Consider the following 16,104-nt stretch of genomic DNA (forward strand, 5'->3'; position numbering starts at 1 on the left):
TAAAGTAAAATATACCTCTAGAATATATGTGTTTTTAGTATAAATAAAGCTTGTACTAACAAAAGAAGGTATCATTAAAATAACTTAAAAACACAAACAACTACCCCTTAGGAATGGCACTGATCAACTTCTTAGTATACTCACTTTGTGGATTGCTATAGAGCTCATCAGCTTCATTTTGTTCCTCTATACGACCTTGATTCATGACGATGACCTGATCACAAAAATATTTTACCACCGCAAGATCATGTGAAATAAACAAGTAAGAAAACCCAAAATCTTCTTTAAATTCATTAAGCAAATTCAATACTTGTGCTTGAACCGAAATATCTAAGGCACTGACAGATTCATCACAAACGATTATCTCTGGCTCTAAGGCAACAGTCCTGGCAATACCTATGCGCTGTCGCTGCCCACCACTAAACTCATGAGGATACCGGTTGAACTGTTCCTGAGTTAACCCTACTCGTTCCAGTAAATTCATGACGCGTTTTTTACGATCTGCATCATTAATTCCTATGCCATGCCATTTCATAGGCTCCATAATTGCTTGCCCAACCGTCAATCGCGGATTTAACGACGCAAATGGATCTTGAAAAATAATTTGAATTTCCTTTCTTAAAGCGCGCATGCGACTGCCTTTAAGATTTGTAATATCTTCTCCTTTATATAGGAGCTGACCACTGGTAATATCACGTAACCCCAGAATCATGTTACCCAGCGTACTTTTTCCACAGCCACTTTCTCCTACTAAACCTAAGGATTCTCCAGCATATAGTTTTAAACTTACTGCATCAACAGCGGTAAAATATTCTTGTGCTTTAAAAAGTTCTTTTTTGAGAGGATATTTCTTAACCACATTTACTAACTCTAGTAAGGGTTTGTTTTCATAAAGTTGCTGGTGCGTCACTCTTCTTTCTGACGCTGTAATAACTTCTTGAGGCACTGCATCATTCATAAAATCACTAATGGTAGGTAATCTTTTGAGTCGGATTTCAGTATCTGGTCGGGCAGCAATAAGCGCTTGTGTGTAAGTTTCTTGCGCATTATTAAAAAGCTGCTCTGGAGTTCCCATTTCTACCACTTTACCTTTATACATCACCGCAATACGATCTGCTATTTCATGAACTAGACTTAAATCATGTGAAATAAACAGCACGCTCATTCCGTACTCAGCTTGTAATTCTTTAAGTAATAAAATGATCTCTTTTTGCACGGTAACATCTAGCGCCGTTGTAGGCTCGTCGGCTATAAGGATTTTAGGTTTACAGGCTATCGCCATGGCAATCATGACGCGCTGCATCTGTCCACCGCTAATTTCATGTGGATATTTTTTAAAAGTCTGTTCTGGAGTGGGCAATTTCACTTTTTCAAAAAGGCGCAGCACTTCAGCTTTGATTTCTCTACTAGACAGTTTTGTGTGGATTTGAAGAATTTCTGCTACCTGCTTACCACAAGTGATGGTAGGATTCAAAGAACTCATGGGTTCTTGAAAAATCATACTTATCACGCTTCCGCGAAAGCGAGACCACTCACCATTATTAAACTCTAGTAAGTCTTTATCGAGTACAGATAGCTGCTCTACTTGTATCACTGCATTTTTAACAGGCAATAAACCCATTAACGCTTTTGAAGTTACTGACTTACCACTACCCGATTCTCCCACTACCGCCAGTATTTCATTCTCAAAAAGCTCTAAATTCACATCAAAAAGCACCTGTTGTTCTTGTTTCCCGTTTTTAAAAGAAACATTGAGGTTTTTAATAACCGCCAAAGGCTTATTTAGTGACGATTTGATCATCTGTAAGAAGTGGTTCTAGTCTTAATTTAAGTAGTATTTGTGCTACGGCTATGACATCTTTTTCACAATAGCGGGCTATGCGCTCTATGTCATTTTCCATATAATATACATCGCGCACTTGTGAACCATCTATATCATCTTTAGGCGATGGAATGCCTAATACACGAGTCATTAACTTTAAAGAAGTAAAGTGTTTATAATCGCCAAATTTCCACAATTCCATAGTGTCTAAATGTGGTACTTCCCATGGTTTTTTACCGAACAGGTTTAACATAGCCGGAAGCTCTATACCATTAATGATCATGCGCCTAGCGATATATGGAAAGTCAAATTCCTTACCATTATGAGCGCAAAGCAACTGGTGTTTTGCAGAAAAGTGATTCTTTAATAGTGTACTGAACTCTTCTAATAACCCTAGTTCAGTTCCTGTAAAACTACGTACTCTAAACTGTCTGTACGTGCGATCTACAAAGTAACCTACTGATATACAGACTATTTTACCAAACTCTGCCCAGATTCCAGCACGGTCATAAAATTCCTCGGGTGTAAAATCTTCTTTACGTTGATATCTTGTTTTATCTTCATAGAGTTGCTGGTCCAGTGGATCTAACTCGCTAAAAGACATTTGTTGCGGAACCGTTTCTATATCTAAGAAAAGAACGTGATCTAATTTGAGAGACTGCAGCATGTTGAAAAATTTACATTCCTAGTTGGTCGCCATCATCATCTTCATCATCTAATTCTTCTTGTTTTTCTTTATACTCTTCGCAGTCCACTGTTATGGAAAGATTCTCTGGTTCAGCGAAATTACTTTTAGAGACCTCTAAGTTTTCATCTTCATAAACTGCTTTCATGTAAGAACCCCAAATAGGTAATGCCATAGTAGCGCCCTGACCATATTTAGTACGTGCAAAGTGTACTGAGCGATCTTCTCCACCTACCCAAACACCAGAAACTAAGTTAGGAACTACACCCATAAACCAGCCGTCTGAGTTGTTTTGAGTCGTTCCTGTTTTTCCTGCGATTTCATTTTTAAAATCATAAGGATATCCAGTAACCACACTTTTATAAAACTTGTCTTTTGTAGCCCATGTTCCCCTGAGCCTCCTACCACTACCAGAACGGGTAACTCCTTGCATTAATTCAAGTGTTACATAAGCTGTTTCTGGATTCATAACATCTCTAGTTACAGGAGTATATTGATAAAGCACCGTTCCATTTTTATCTTGAATACTGGTTACAAGAACGGGTTCATTATAAATTCCTTCATTTGCAAAAACCCCATAAGCACCTATCATTTCAAACAGACTCACATCTGCAGTTCCTAGTGCTAGTGAAGGAACTGGCGCCATATCTTTGGTATTAATTCCTAGCCTTTTTGCTAAATCTATTACAGGTTGTGGGCCTACCTCATCCATCAATCGGGCAGAGATAGTGTTCTTAGATTTTGCTAGAGCGTCTTTTAAAGACATCATGGTTCCATAATCACCATTTGAATCCTTAGGTGTCCAGTCTTTAACATTTCCATGCTTACCAGCAGGAATAGTGTATTCACCATCAGGTAGTTCTTTACACGGTGAATATTTTAATAAATCTATAGCTGTAGCATATAAAAAAGGTTTAAAAGTAGAGCCTGCCTGACGAATTCCCTTTTTAACATGATCGTATTTAAAATGTTTATGATTAATTCCACCTACCCATGCTTTTACATGACCCGTTTGCGGTTCCATAGACATCATTCCAGCTTGTAAGAATTTTTTATAATAGAATATAGAATCACGAGGAGTCATAAGCGTATCGCGTTCTTTTCCTGAAGCCTGCCAGTCAAAAACGGTCATCTCAGACTTCTTATCAAAGCTTGCTAAAATCTCATCTTCAGACTTGCCTTCTTTTTTCATTTCTCTCCAGCGATCAGAAACGCGTATAGCGCGATTGATGGTGGTTTCAATTTGCTTTTTAGAGATGTCTCTAAAAGGAGCTGTTTTTAATTTCTCGTTTTGAGAATCAAATTCCTTTTGGAGATTTGCCATATGAGCCACCACAGCATCTTCTGCATAGCGTTGCATGCGACTGTCTATGGTCACATTAATTTTTAACCCATCATTATACAGGTTATAATTCTCTCCAGTCTCAGGATTAGTATGGTTTGCCGCCCAATCTTTTAACCAGTCTCTTAAATATTCACGGAAATAAGTTCCCATACCGTCGTTATGTCCTTCAGGAGAAAAATTTAATTTGATAGGTTGCTCTCTCAAGCTGTCTTTCATCGCTTCGGTCATTTTTTCGTTGCGCACCATTTGCACAAAAACCTGATTACGACGCCTCAGAGATTTCTCCTTTGATACTTCTCTATACGGATTGAACTGTCTTGGATTTTTTAACATCGCTACAAATACAGCGCTTTCTTCAACTTTTAAATCTTTAGGCTCTTTACCAAAATAAATATTTGAGGCTGAACGTATTCCAATGGCCTGTTTTAAGAAATCAAATTGATTAAGGTATTGAGTAATAATCTCTTCTTTTGTGTACTGCTTTTCTAAACGTGTTGCGATGATCCATTCTCTTAACTTTTGAATTACTCTCTCAACAGAATTACTACTCCTTTGTTCTGTAAAATATAGTTTAGCCAGTTGTTGAGTGATGGTACTCGCTCCACCTTTAGAGCCTAGAAAGGCGACTGCTCGTGCAGTTCCATAACCATCTATACCACTATGATCCCAGAATCTTTCATCTTCGGTAGAGACAAGTGCGTCTACTAGATTTTGAGGCAAATCTTCATACTTTACCGGTTTGCGGTTATCTGTATAAAAACTTCCTAAAGTTTTACCGTCTGAGGTTACAATTTCTGTTGCCAGCTCAGACTGTGGATTCTCTAGTATTGTATGATCTGGAAGTGAACCAAAAACACCCCAAGCGGTTAATAAAAATAGTAATACTACCATTCCTAATCCTGTAAAAACGAGTTTCCAGAATAATCTAACGTTCTTTTTCTTTTCTTGCTTCTTTTGAGCTATTTGTGCTTTAGTTGCTGCCATGTTGCACTTTTTTTTCTATACTATAACCTATATCTAGCACGCCATCTAACTGGGCAATACCATCTACAGAACCATTTTTTCTCATTACATGACGTAAGGTGAGTAGGTATGTTCCGCTTTCGCTAAAGCGTACTCCTTCCTTATACCATAATTTATTTTCATAAACATTTCCAGAACCACTGCCTAGAAACTTTCCTTGCGGTGTTGCCATCTCATATTCTAATGTATCTGTAACGATTTTCCCCTGTGGAAATTTCATTTCGGCAATTAGAAACAGGTTGCTGTAACCAAAGTCATAATTATTCCTCATGTTAATAAACATGTCATAAGATTGCACCGTATCTACTGGTTCTATCTTAAAAACTGGTGCTTCAAGAATATCCCACTGACCATCACTAAAGGCAATAGATTGTGAGTCTACTAAATTGTGATCACAAGATACTAAGGTTAAACAACTTAAAAATAAAAGTAAATTGATTCTCATTACTCGCTTTTCTTAGGTGGTCTATTGCGGTTATTAGGTCTCTTTTTACGTGGTGGTTTGTGAGACTCAGCAGGTTTTCCTTCAGATTTTTGGGATCCTTGGGTTTTATTTTTAGGGGCTGGCTTTCTTTTAGGTTTTGGCTGGTTTCCCTTTTCTTGCGTGCCTTTTTGATTACTGTTTTGAGGTTTAGGCTTACGATTATTACGGCGTTTTTTACGCTTTTTATTCTTAGTAGCTGTATTATCAAAACGGGTTAAACTATCCTGTCCTACTACATTTTCAAAGTTCACTTCCTCGATGACCGCGTGCTCTGCGGCATACTGCTCTAAGCTGGCGACCTTTTCTTTAGCTTTATTTTTAGAAACGATCTCGTGAACTTGCGTGGTTGTTAAGGTGTGCCAGTTCATCCACTCACCTTCATAACAATACCACATAAGACCTTTAAAGATGTCTATTTTTTGACAAACTGCGGTTCCTTTATCAGTATATAATTTCTGATTTTGTTTAGGAAAATCTTTAAGTGCATCCATGTATGAGTCTAGCTCGTAGTTCAAACAGCACTTTAATTTTCCACACTGTCCGGCTAGTTTTTGAGGATTAAGAGACAGGTTTTGATATCTGGCCGCACTGGTAGTCACAGAACGGAAATCTGTTAACCACGTAGAACAACATAACTCGCGCCCACAAGACCCTATACCACCTAGTCGAGCCGCTTCTTGACGCAGTCCTATCTGGCGCATTTCTATGCGTGTTTTAAACTCAGCTGCATATTCCCTAATCAACTGACGGAAATCTACACGTTCCTCAGCTGTGTAATAAAAAGTTGCTTTAGAACCGTCACCTTGAAATTCTATATCTGATATTTTCATTTGAAGATCCAGTCTTATGGCGATTTGACGCGCTTTAACCTTCATAGGATCTTCTTTTTCACGAGCCGCTTTCCATTTATCTATATCATTCTGAGAAGCGATACGATAAACCTTAGGTAATTCTTCCTTCTCGTAACGTACTTTCTTTTTCTTCAATTGTACGCGCACTAGCTCACCAGTAAGCGTTATAATTCCTATGTCGTGACCGGTGTCTGACTGAGTAGCAACGATGTCACCTATTTTTAATTGAAGATTTTCTGTGTTTTTAAAATATTCCTTACGACTATTTTTAAATCGCACTTCCACATAATTGAAAGGTGCTTGACCATCTGGCAAATCCATGTTTGCCAACCAGTCAAAAACTGTTAATTTATTACATCCACTGGTACCACAAGTACCATTATTTTTACAACCGCCTGGAGCATCTCCACCGGTTCCACAACTAGTACAACTCATTAATCCTACGTATATATATTGAAATTCAAGTGATTAACTCACTGAATTGACTTACTATTATTAAACGTAAATATAAGGAAATAAGTGTAGGGAATTTATGAAGATACAAACTTCATAAATTTTAAAAAGGTTGTACTAGGGTATCCCATTATGATACAATCTTTTAAAAACTAAAAAAAGCCACTCAGTTTCCTGAATGGCTTTCTATAATTAAGCTCCTCCTCTTGGGCTCGAACCAAGGACCCTCTGATTAACAGTCAGATGCTCTAACCAACTGAGCTAAGGAGGAATGTGATATACACACTGCTCAAGCTATTTGCTTAAGCGAGCGCAAATATAATATGTTTTTTTATTTGCCGCCAAAGTTTTTTAAAAAATTAATAAAAAAATCTACTAAAAGAAATTTTCCATAATTGCTTTATAGAGATCATTCCCATTTGCATATAACATTAAGGCTAGCAATATAAAGATCCCTATGAGCTGAGCGCGTTCTAAAAACTTTTCTCCAGGCTTGCGACCTGTTACAATTTCATAAAGTAAAAACGCAACATGACCACCATCCAGCGCAGGAATAGGTAAAATATTCATAATAGCAAGCACAAAAGAAATCCATGCCGTACGCTCCCAGAATTTAGTCCAGTCCCAAGTATCTGGATATAACTTTGCAATGGTACCAAAACCTCCTAACTGGCTTGCTCCTTTTTTAGTAAAAATATATTTGAACTGCCCTATATAATCATGCATAGTCCAGTAACCATGAGACAAGCCCTTGCTTACACTCTCACTAAAACTATATGTTACCGGAGTAACACTCACGTAATCTGTAGTAGGTTCTTTTATTAGTCCTAAAACTCTCCTCTTAGTATTCTTAAAGTCTATCATTTTAGACTGCTGCATACCAGACTCGTTTTGATACTTTATTTCAAACGGCGTACTATCATTTACGATATGGTTCATCGCATAAGTATAATCTGAATTATAAGAGATTTTATGACCTGCGATCTCAGTAATAAACATCCCTGCTTTTAGGCCTATAGAATCTGCAATGGTACCTTCTTGTACTTCTCCTATTTTAAAAGGAAATCTTGGCTCTAGAGATCCCATTACACCAGCGTTAAAAATTCTATTCCCCATATCTTCGGGAATATCAACATCTACAACAGCTCCATTTCTTATAACCGTTACTTTTTCAACGTTTCTAAAAACTAATCTATTTACAAGATTATCTGCAATTGATAGAGTGTCACCGTCTACAAGTAATATTTGATCTCCTTGTTCAAACCCTACTTCTTCCATGACTTGCGGCATCCCAAAACCATATTTATAATCGCTACCTGTAGCGATAGTGGTTCCATTTACATAGACCAGCATGATATAAATAAAGAAACCTACCACAACATTTACAAAAACACCACCTAGCATGATGATTAATCGTTGCCACGCTGGCTTAGAACGGAATTCCCATGGTTTAGGTTCTTGAGCCATTTGCTCTTTATCCATACTCTCATCGATCATTCCAGATATTTTCACATAGCCACCTAGTGGTAACCATCCTATTCCATATTCTGTCTCTCCTATTTTTTTCTTAAACAAGGAGTATTTAATGTCAAAAAACAAAAAGAACTTCTCTACTCTGGTTTTAAACAATCGCGCCGGAATAAAGTGACCTAACTCGTGTAAAACGATGAGCAATGAAAGACTCAGTAAAAAATTTATGGCAACAATTAAGTATGGATGCATTTTTAATAAATATTTAAAGTGCGCAAAAATAGGTCATTGCAGCGAGTATACACAATCACTGAGCATATTTGAATTTTGTTAAGTACTACATGAACTCAAAATTAAATACCATAAATTAAACCTCACTGAACCAGCACTATAGTAGTAACCCTGTAATGGTTCTTTCACCGCTTTCGCGAAAGCGAGAATCAACATCATCCAGCTCTCATTTATCTTAACCTATTTCACAAAATACTTTTAAAGCTTTATTAAAGTGTCCGACAAAGGATAGAAGAGCTAATAATTAGATTGTAATTTTGTAAAAACTTTCAAAGATGCTAGAATTCTTGAAAAAAAATAAATGGCGTGCTTTATTCATGCTTATTTTATGCACCGTCATTTTTCTTGCTATACAGCATGCACTGACTCCACAAAAAACGCTTAGCGTGTTGCAGCCTGACCAGTTTGACCCTACACTGGTAGATGACAGCATGTTATTTGTAAAAAAATACCATAAAGTAGCTCCTTTTGAATTAATTAATCAAAATGGCGACACGATTAGTCAAGATGATTATACTGGAAAGATATATGTAGCCGACTTCTTTTTTACCACATGTCCCACAATATGTCCAGTAATGACTAAAAACATGACCGTGCTACAAGAAGAATTTAAGGATGATGACGAGGTATTTTTTCTTTCCCATAGCGTTACTCCAGAGTATGACACGCCAGAAATTTTAAAGGCTTATGCTCAAGAAAAAGGTGTACTGGATTACAAATGGAATCTCGTAACTGGTGAAAAGGAACAAATTTATGACCTAGCCCGCAAATCATATCTAGCTGTAAAAGACGCTCCTTATGGTGGAAAATATGATATGGTTCATACAGAAAATTTCTTGCTCGTAGATAAAGAAGGCCGTTTGCGCAGTCGTACTTATGACGGTACTAAGATGGAAGAAATAGAAGCACTTATTGAAGATATTTATATTCTTAAAGCATCTTATAACGAAGAAGATTAAGACATCGTGTCAGCCCTAATATTCGGCATGACCATTGCCTATATTTGTACTTTCATAACTGACTTACTCTATTAATTAATGTCTTTTTTCGGTTACATAGCTATTTTTCTTGTTTTGCGCTGGTTATATACGGCTTTTGTCTCTAGTGGTGATTCTTATGGAGATCCTAGACAGCAATCGCCTTATAGAGGTCAGCGACAAACGGTAAGTCCTCAAGATTTTGAATTACACTTACTATCTCTCACCTCCATAGTTATTAAGGCCGATGGACAAGTAAGCCAGAGTGAGTTGCAATATGTACGTAACTATTTTATCCAGAGCTACGGCCAGCAACGCGCTGCACAAATTTTTAAGATTTTTAATGAGGTTGTTAAAAAACGTGAAGTAAACGCTGCTCGTATATGCCTGTTTTTAAATGCCAGAACTAGAATAGAATCCCGTATTCAGATTCTTCATTTCCTTTTTAGCATCGCACAGGCAGATGGTGTTGTGAGCGACTCAGAGTTACGTGTGCTAGAGCAAATAGCAGGATATTTAAGGTTAACCCAGCGAGATTTTATATCTATAAAAGCCATGTTTGTTCAGGATCGAGATAATGCTTACAAGATTCTAGAAATAGACAAAACAGTAACTGATAGCGAGGTTAAAAAAGCCTACCGCACCATGGCCAAAAGATACCATCCCGACAAACTCATGGACATGGATGAGGCCTACCGCAAAGGTGCCGAAGAGAAATTCCGCAAGGTACAAGACGCTTATGAAACGATCCGTAAGGAACGTGGAATGGCTTAAGTCAGTAAACAAGATGAAATTGTAAACATTTTTTTAGACAAGACTAAATTTTAATTTACTCTTAACAAAAAGTAGCCGTACCTTTGCGGTATGCATTCCGTATCAGAAGAAAATTACATTAAAGCGATTTATCATCTACAGGATGGTGACGCACTAGTTTCTACTAATGACATCGCTGGTCGTATGAATACTAAAGCATCATCTGTAACAGATATGCTTAAGAAACTAGCAGATAAGCAGCTCGCAGAATATGTTCCTTATAAAGGTTCTCGATTAACCACAGCTGGCATTAATTGTGCGATGCAAATCATCAGAAAACACCGCTTATGGGAAGTCTTTCTAGTAGAAAAACTAAATTTTAGTTGGGACGAAGTTCATGAAGTTGCAGAACAATTAGAACACATTCAGTCTAGAAAACTCATCGATCAATTAGATCAATTGCTAGATCACCCTAAATATGATCCACACGGTGATCCTATTCCCGATGCTCAAGGAAATTATGAGCAACCTAAACATACCCAATTATCACAACTACAAATCAACGATACTGGTGTGCTCGCTGGAGTATTAGACACATCCACACGATTCTTACAGTATTTAGATAAACATCATATTGAATTAGGAACCCAAATTACGGTTTTAGAACACGAAGAATTTGACGGTTCTTTTATTATTAAAACCACACAAAAGACCTTGCCTATTTCTAAAACCGTGGCAGATCAATTATACTTAAAATTATCCTCATGAAAAAAACATTACTAACTCTTGCCCTAGTAACTACCGCAGTAGTAACCGCTCAATCACCTAAAAATTCAGAGTCGCTTATAACAGATAGACCTGACGCTACAGAGTCACCATATACTGTAGGAACTGGAAACTTACAGATAGAAACAGGTGTACTTTTCACAGACACTGGTAACGACGCTTTGAACACAGAAAGCACGGTCTTTAATACCGGATTGTTACGTTATGGTTTAAATGAAACTATAGAATTGCGTCTAGGATGGGATTACCTAAATGAACGCATTAATAGTAATGGAACAGAATTATCAGACATTAATGGATTTGCACCATTATTATTAGGAGCAAAGTTTGAGCTCGTAAATGAAAACGGCTGGATACCTCAAATAGGTTTAATGACTCATTTACGATTGCCATTCAGCGCTGCCCAGGAATTTAGACCAGAAAACACCGGTATGGAAATGATCTTTGCATTTGATCATACCTTAAGCGATAAAGATGGAATCGCCTACAATTTAGGTGCTCGCATTGCCGATGATCGCTCTCTAGAATACATCTATACTGTTGCTTACGGCTACTCTTTCACAGATAGATGGGGCGCGTATGCAGAGCTTTATGGAGCCTTTCCTGAAAACACTCAAGCCTACCATTTATGGGATGCTGGAATCACTTATTTAGTAAATAATAACTTACAGTTAGACGCTACGGTAGGAACAGGTTTTAATGGAACTGCTGCAGATCAAAATCTGCTGGTTAGTCTAGGATTTAGTTATAGAATATTAAAGAATAAACAATTGAATTAGGCTTTCTATTATTACGCTTTCGCGAAAGCGAGATAACAACAACATTAACTATGAAAAAAATCATCGCAATTCTATCCATCACATTACTTATAAGCTGTGGTGATACAAAAGAAGAAAACGGTAAATTACAAGTAGCCACTACCACAACCATGGTCACAGACCTGGTTAAAAATATAGGTGGTGATCTTATTGAAGTCAACGGATTAATGGGCAGTGGTGTAGATCCACACTTGTATAAAGCTAGTGAAGGCGACGTGGGAAAGCTCACCAATGCCGATGTGATTTTCTACAACGGTTTACACCTAGAAGGAAAACTGGTAGATATCTTTGAAAAGATGGAATCTCAAGGAAAGGCAACTTATGCAGTTGGAGAATCGCTGGACAAAACCACCTTAATAGGAAGCGATTATTTTGCATCTAGCTATGATCCGCATATATGGTTTGATCTGGATTACTGGACTCAGATTACTAACTATGTCACTGATAAATTAGTAGAAAAAGATCCTGAAAATGCCAAAGCGTTTCAAGCAAATCGTGATGCCTATTTAAAAGAATTAGCAGCATTAAAATCAGAGCTTACAGCAACAATTAATCAATTGCCTAAAGAGCAACGCATTCTAGTAACTGCTCATGATGCGTTTAATTATTTTGGACGCAGTTTTGATTTTGAAGTAGTAGGATTACAAGGATTATCTACAGCTACCGAGGCTGGTGTTCAAGATGTACAGCGCATCACAAAATTTATTATTGACAATAAAATAAAAGCAGTGTTTGTAGAAAGTAGTGTTCCGCGACGTACGGTAGAGGCATTACAAGCTGCCGTAAAAGCTCAAGATCACACCGTAGAAATAGGTGGAGAATTATTTAGTGATGCCTTAGGAAGTTCAGGAACTGTAGAAGGAACCTATATAGGAATGTACCAACATAATGTAAACACCATCGTTAACGCCTTAAAATAATGGAATCTAAAATCGCTGTAGCAGTAGATGACTTAACGGTTGCTTATAATTATAAACCAGTATTATGGGATATTGATTTATCAATTCCTGAAGGTGTATTGATGGCGATTGTAGGACCTAATGGTGCTGGAAAATCGACATTGATAAAATCTATTTTAGGCATTATTGATCCTATTGCTGGATCTGTGGCGATTTTTGGTAAAAGCTATAAAAAGCAACGTGATAAAGTGGCTTATGTGCCTCAAAAGGGTAGTGTAGATTGGGATTTTCCTACTACGGCGCTTGATGTGGTGATGATGGGAACCTATGGCGCTTTAGGCTGGATAAAACGTCCTGGTGTTAAACAAAAAAAGCAAGCGCTAGAAGCTTTAGAAAAAGTAGGAATGCTGGCTTTTAAAAACAGACAGATCAGTCAGCTGTCTGGTGGACAGCAACAGCGTGTTTTTCTAGCACGCGCACTGGTGCAAAACGCAGCGATCTACTTCATGGACGAGCCTTTTCAAGGTGTAGATGCCACTACAGAAATAGCGATCATTAATATACTTAAAGAATTGCGCAAGGCTGGTAAAACAGTGATTGTAGTGCATCATGATTTACAAACTGTTCCAGAATACTTTGATTGGGTAACTTTTTTAAATGTAAAGCACATCGCCACTGGACCCGTAAAAGATATTTTTAACGATGATAATTTAACTAAAACCTACGGTATTAACTATAAAGTCGCCGTGCAGCAGTAAGGAATTCGAATTCGAACTAAAACTTGAACTCGAAAAGATCATGAAGATTACGCTTTCGCGAAAACGAAATAATAACAACCCTATAAAACCGAAAATTAGAACAAATTGATTTTCGTTTTGATTTTGATTTTTAAATGGAACTAACCGATTTTTTCACAGATTATACCTTGCGTACCATCACGCTAGGAACTGCTGTTCTAGGAGCGATTTGTGGGATGCTGGGAAGTTTTGCCGTGTTGCGCAAGCAGAGTTTACTAGGTGATGCGATTTCTCATGCAGCTTTACCAGGAATAGCCATCGCATTTTTAATCACTGGAGCAAAAGATTCTAATGTATTGCTTCTAGGAGCTTTAGTTAGTGGTTTAATAGGTGTGTTCTGGATCAAGGGAATTGTTTCAAAAACGCATTTAAAAACAGATACCGCGCTGGGATTGATCTTGAGTTTGTTTTTTGGTTTTGGAATGTTGTTGCTCACCTTTATTCAAAAACAACCTAATGCTAATCAGGCTGGACTGGATAAGTATTTGTTTGGTCAGGCGGCAACACTAGTAGAAAGTGACGTGACTTTAATGATCATCGTTACAGCGATAAGTCTAGTGGTAATGCTGTTGTTTTGGAAAGAGTTTAAGTTGTTGCTTTTTGATAAGAATTATGCCATGACTTTGGGTTTTAATACTAAATTCATTGATGGATTGATTAGTTTTTTCATCGTTCTAGCGATTGTTATAGGGTTACAAACCGTAGGCGTGGTATTGATGAGTGCGATGTTACTGGCGCCAGCAGCTGCAGCACGACAATGGACTAATAGTTTAGGAATCATGGTGATTCTAGCTGCCATATTTGGTGCTTTTTCTGGAGTTTTTGGAACTGCAATTAGTGCCTCTCAATCTAATCTATCTACTGGTCCAGTGATTGTTTTAGTGGCAGCAGTTTTTGTGGTGATCTCTTTTGTGTTTTCTCCAGGTCGTGGAATTCTTTTTAAACAAATCCGATTGATCAGAAACAGACGTGATCTCGAGCTTAAAAAAACACTTTACTTCATGTACGATATCGTGCGTAAACATGAAGATATTTCTAGACCTCACGCCATTAAAATCTTGAATAATTTTCAAGGATTTACTAAAGGTACTTTAGGAAAACTGGTAGAAAAAGACTGGATCACGATCGCCGGTGATAACTGGTCCATGACTAGTGAAGGTTTTGAAACAGCAGCAAATTTATACAACACTAATATTCCAGAATCATGAATGCGATGGTAGAAATACAATTGATTGCCGCAGTAACTGCTGCCGCTTGTGCCATTCCAGGTGTGTTTTTGGTATTGCGTAAAATGGCACTAATTAGCGATGCGATTAGTCACTCGATTTTACCTGGACTTGTAATTGGCTTTTTTATTACGCATGATTTAGCATCGCCATGGTTGATCATTTTTGCGGCGTTTAGCGGTATCATCACCGTCATATTAGTAGAGCTCATTCAAAAAACAGGACTGGTTAAGGAAGATACGGCGATAGGATTAGTGTTTCCAGCTTTGTTTAGTATAGGTGTAATCTTAATTGCAAAAAATGCTAATGATGTGCACCTAGATGTGGATGCGGTTTTGTTAGGCGATCTTGCCTTTGCTCCATTTGATCGCTTTTTAATCAATGGTGTAGATTATGGTCCTAAAGGATTGTGGATTATTTCTGTGATTCTTGTGATTACCTTGTTATTATTAGTTGCTTTTTACAAAGAATTGAAGATAAGCACCTTTGACATTGGGCTTTCTAGCGCCTTAGGATTCTCACCAGTGATTATGCATTATGGATTAATGAGTGTCGCATCTGTAACTACCGTTGCTGCATTTGATGCCGTAGGAGCAATTCTAGTCGTTGCATTAATGATTGCGCCAGCAGCAGCAGCGTATTTATTGACCACGCATTTGAAAAAAATGATGGTGTTGTCGATCATTTTTGGAGTAGGAAGTGCGATAGGTGGTTATTGGGTAGCACGATGGTTAGACGCATCTATATCGGGTTCTATCACTACTGTGTTGGGATTGTTGTTCTTAATGATCTACTTATTTGCGCCTAGTAAAGGTTTAATTGCGGTATTGTTAAGACAGAATAGACAACGTACCGAGGTTTCTTTACTCACTTTTTTACTGCATTTGAACAATCATGATAGCATTGAAGAACGTCGTGTAGCGCATCTTCAAGAACACATTAACTGGCGTAAAGTAAGGGCAAATGCAGTTCTAAAACTCGCTGAAAAAAATAACATGATCACGATTCAAGATCAAGTTGTGTCTTTAACTACTAAAGGTAGGCAGTTTACTGAAAAAGCACTGGATTATATCATCACCAATGAAGATGAGCAGATTGAAGATATGAAAGATGATTTCTTCTTGTTTAGAGGATAATCATTTTTTTCATAGTACAATTTTCATAGGTGCGGACTTAAGTCCGCACCTATGAACGTATTTCAAGCCCTAACTCCTTAATCAAAGTATCAATCTGATCTTCCATCATATAAAGACTTTCTATACGATAATTTTCACCATTTTTGAAAAAATACCAGCGACCTAAATACAACGAAAAGAAATTATCGGTGATATCACCGTTTTTATAGGCTTTATAAGATAACCATAAAATCAGAAATTTAAGTTTTTTAGAACTTTATAACCTAAACCTACGATGCGCCTTTTTCT

The 16,104-nt window shown here is 37.5% G+C and carries 14 protein-coding genes and 1 tRNA gene; 8 read left to right on the plus strand and 7 right to left on the minus strand.

The features are described 5' to 3' along the window. Positions 1 to 100 precede the first annotated feature (100 nt). The 7 genes from ACTF48_RS02625 to rseP all read right to left on the minus strand — a co-directional run bounded on the left by ACTF48_RS02625 (position 101) and on the right by rseP (position 8,385). Positions 101 to 1,801, minus strand: coding sequence for an ABC transporter ATP-binding protein (locus tag ACTF48_RS02625; protein WP_438961583.1), 1,701 nt, complete (start codon positions 1,799 to 1,801; stop codon positions 101 to 103). Next, complete coding sequence (locus ACTF48_RS02630) at positions 1,779 to 2,489, minus strand: 3'-5' exonuclease (protein ID WP_438961584.1); 711 nt, start codon at positions 2,487 to 2,489, stop codon at positions 1,779 to 1,781. Before ACTF48_RS02630 ends, ACTF48_RS02625 begins: the two co-directional genes overlap by 23 nt. A 10-nt stretch (positions 2,490 to 2,499) precedes the next feature. Beyond that, positions 2,500 to 4,836, minus strand: a complete 2,337-nt coding sequence (locus ACTF48_RS02635) for a transglycosylase domain-containing protein (RefSeq protein ID WP_438961585.1) — start codon at positions 4,834 to 4,836, stop codon at positions 2,500 to 2,502. Continuing rightward, the gene (locus ACTF48_RS02640) at positions 4,823 to 5,320 is read right to left on the minus strand and encodes a gliding motility lipoprotein GldH (protein WP_438961586.1); all 498 of its coding nucleotides are present in this window, start codon (positions 5,318 to 5,320) and stop codon (positions 4,823 to 4,825) included. The genes ACTF48_RS02635 and ACTF48_RS02640 overlap by 14 nt, the downstream gene beginning before the upstream one ends. Continuing rightward, positions 5,320 to 6,645, minus strand: a complete 1,326-nt coding sequence (locus ACTF48_RS02645) for a PSP1 domain-containing protein (protein ID WP_438961587.1) — start codon at positions 6,643 to 6,645, stop codon at positions 5,320 to 5,322. Before ACTF48_RS02645 ends, ACTF48_RS02640 begins: the two co-directional genes overlap by 1 nt. Positions 6,646 to 6,860: 215 nt before the next feature. Beyond that, positions 6,861 to 6,934: transfer RNA gene (locus ACTF48_RS02650), tRNA-Asn, on the minus strand. Positions 6,935 to 7,038: 104 nt separating this feature from the next. After that, positions 7,039 to 8,385, minus strand: a complete 1,347-nt coding sequence (gene rseP / locus ACTF48_RS02655; RefSeq protein ID WP_438961588.1) for an RIP metalloprotease RseP — start codon at positions 8,383 to 8,385, stop codon at positions 7,039 to 7,041. Positions 8,386 to 8,699: 314 nt separating this feature from the next. On the opposite strand from rseP, the gene ACTF48_RS02660 reads away from it, so the two are divergent. The 8 genes from ACTF48_RS02660 (at position 8,700) to ACTF48_RS02695 (ending at position 15,816) form a co-directional block, all read left to right on the plus strand. Further along, positions 8,700 to 9,383: an SCO family protein gene (locus tag ACTF48_RS02660; protein ID WP_438961589.1), complete on the plus strand. Its 684-nt coding sequence runs from the start codon at positions 8,700 to 8,702 to the stop codon at positions 9,381 to 9,383. A gap of 78 nt (positions 9,384 to 9,461) precedes the next feature. Then, complete coding sequence (locus ACTF48_RS02665) at positions 9,462 to 10,175, plus strand: TerB family tellurite resistance protein (RefSeq protein ID WP_438961590.1); 714 nt, start codon at positions 9,462 to 9,464, stop codon at positions 10,173 to 10,175. A gap of 90 nt (positions 10,176 to 10,265) precedes the next feature. After that, positions 10,266 to 10,922, plus strand: coding sequence for a metal-dependent transcriptional regulator (locus ACTF48_RS02670; RefSeq protein WP_438961591.1), 657 nt, complete (start codon positions 10,266 to 10,268; stop codon positions 10,920 to 10,922). Beyond that, entirely contained in the window at positions 10,919 to 11,719 is an 801-nt protein-coding gene (locus ACTF48_RS02675; protein ID WP_438961592.1) for a transporter, read from the plus strand. Before ACTF48_RS02670 ends, ACTF48_RS02675 begins: the two co-directional genes overlap by 4 nt. A gap of 50 nt (positions 11,720 to 11,769) precedes the next feature. Further along, a complete protein-coding gene (locus ACTF48_RS02680; protein WP_438961593.1) occupies positions 11,770 to 12,678 on the plus strand; it encodes a metal ABC transporter solute-binding protein, Zn/Mn family in 909 nt (302 codons plus the stop codon). After that, positions 12,678 to 13,415 carry a metal ABC transporter ATP-binding protein gene (locus ACTF48_RS02685; RefSeq protein ID WP_438961594.1) on the plus strand — a complete coding sequence of 246 codons (738 nt, stop codon included), beginning with the start codon at positions 12,678 to 12,680 and terminating at the stop codon, positions 13,413 to 13,415. Before ACTF48_RS02680 ends, ACTF48_RS02685 begins: the two co-directional genes overlap by 1 nt. Before the next feature lie 134 nt (positions 13,416 to 13,549). Then, positions 13,550 to 14,662, plus strand: coding sequence for a metal ABC transporter permease (locus ACTF48_RS02690; protein ID WP_438961595.1), 1,113 nt, complete (start codon positions 13,550 to 13,552; stop codon positions 14,660 to 14,662). After that, complete coding sequence (locus tag ACTF48_RS02695; protein WP_438961596.1) at positions 14,659 to 15,816, plus strand: metal ABC transporter permease; 1,158 nt, start codon at positions 14,659 to 14,661, stop codon at positions 15,814 to 15,816. Before ACTF48_RS02690 ends, ACTF48_RS02695 begins: the two co-directional genes overlap by 4 nt. Positions 15,817 to 16,104: the final 288 nt, after the last annotated feature.

The sequence above is a fragment of the Nonlabens sp. genome (assembly GCF_965660805.1).
Lineage (GTDB): Bacteria > Bacteroidota > Bacteroidia > Flavobacteriales > Flavobacteriaceae > Nonlabens.

Excerpts from the sequence above, each read along its gene's own strand:
- ACTF48_RS02670 (WP_438961591.1), top strand. The coding sequence starts at position 10,266 with ATGCATTCCGTATCAGAAGAAAATTACATTAAAGCGATTTATCATCTA.
- ACTF48_RS02665 (WP_438961590.1), top strand. The coding sequence starts at position 9,462 with ATGTCTTTTTTCGGTTACATAGCTATTTTTCTTGTTTTGCGCTGGTTA.
- ACTF48_RS02645 (WP_438961587.1), bottom strand. The coding sequence starts at position 6,645 with ATGAGTTGTACTAGTTGTGGAACCGGTGGAGATGCTCCAGGCGGTTGT.
- ACTF48_RS02660 (WP_438961589.1), top strand. The coding sequence starts at position 8,700 with ATGCTAGAATTCTTGAAAAAAAATAAATGGCGTGCTTTATTCATGCTT.
- ACTF48_RS02690 (WP_438961595.1), top strand. The coding sequence starts at position 13,550 with ATGGAACTAACCGATTTTTTCACAGATTATACCTTGCGTACCATCACG.
- rseP (WP_438961588.1), bottom strand. The coding sequence starts at position 8,385 with ATGCATCCATACTTAATTGTTGCCATAAATTTTTTACTGAGTCTTTCA.
- ACTF48_RS02640 (WP_438961586.1), bottom strand. The coding sequence starts at position 5,320 with ATGAGAATCAATTTACTTTTATTTTTAAGTTGTTTAACCTTAGTATCT.
- ACTF48_RS02635 (WP_438961585.1), bottom strand. The coding sequence starts at position 4,836 with ATGGCAGCAACTAAAGCACAAATAGCTCAAAAGAAGCAAGAAAAGAAA.
- ACTF48_RS02685 (WP_438961594.1), top strand. The coding sequence starts at position 12,678 with ATGGAATCTAAAATCGCTGTAGCAGTAGATGACTTAACGGTTGCTTAT.
- ACTF48_RS02695 (WP_438961596.1), top strand. The coding sequence starts at position 14,659 with ATGAATGCGATGGTAGAAATACAATTGATTGCCGCAGTAACTGCTGCC.
- ACTF48_RS02675 (WP_438961592.1), top strand. The coding sequence starts at position 10,919 with ATGAAAAAAACATTACTAACTCTTGCCCTAGTAACTACCGCAGTAGTA.
- ACTF48_RS02680 (WP_438961593.1), top strand. The coding sequence starts at position 11,770 with ATGAAAAAAATCATCGCAATTCTATCCATCACATTACTTATAAGCTGT.
- ACTF48_RS02630 (WP_438961584.1), bottom strand. The coding sequence starts at position 2,489 with ATGCTGCAGTCTCTCAAATTAGATCACGTTCTTTTCTTAGATATAGAA.
- ACTF48_RS02625 (WP_438961583.1), bottom strand. The coding sequence starts at position 1,801 with ATGATCAAATCGTCACTAAATAAGCCTTTGGCGGTTATTAAAAACCTC.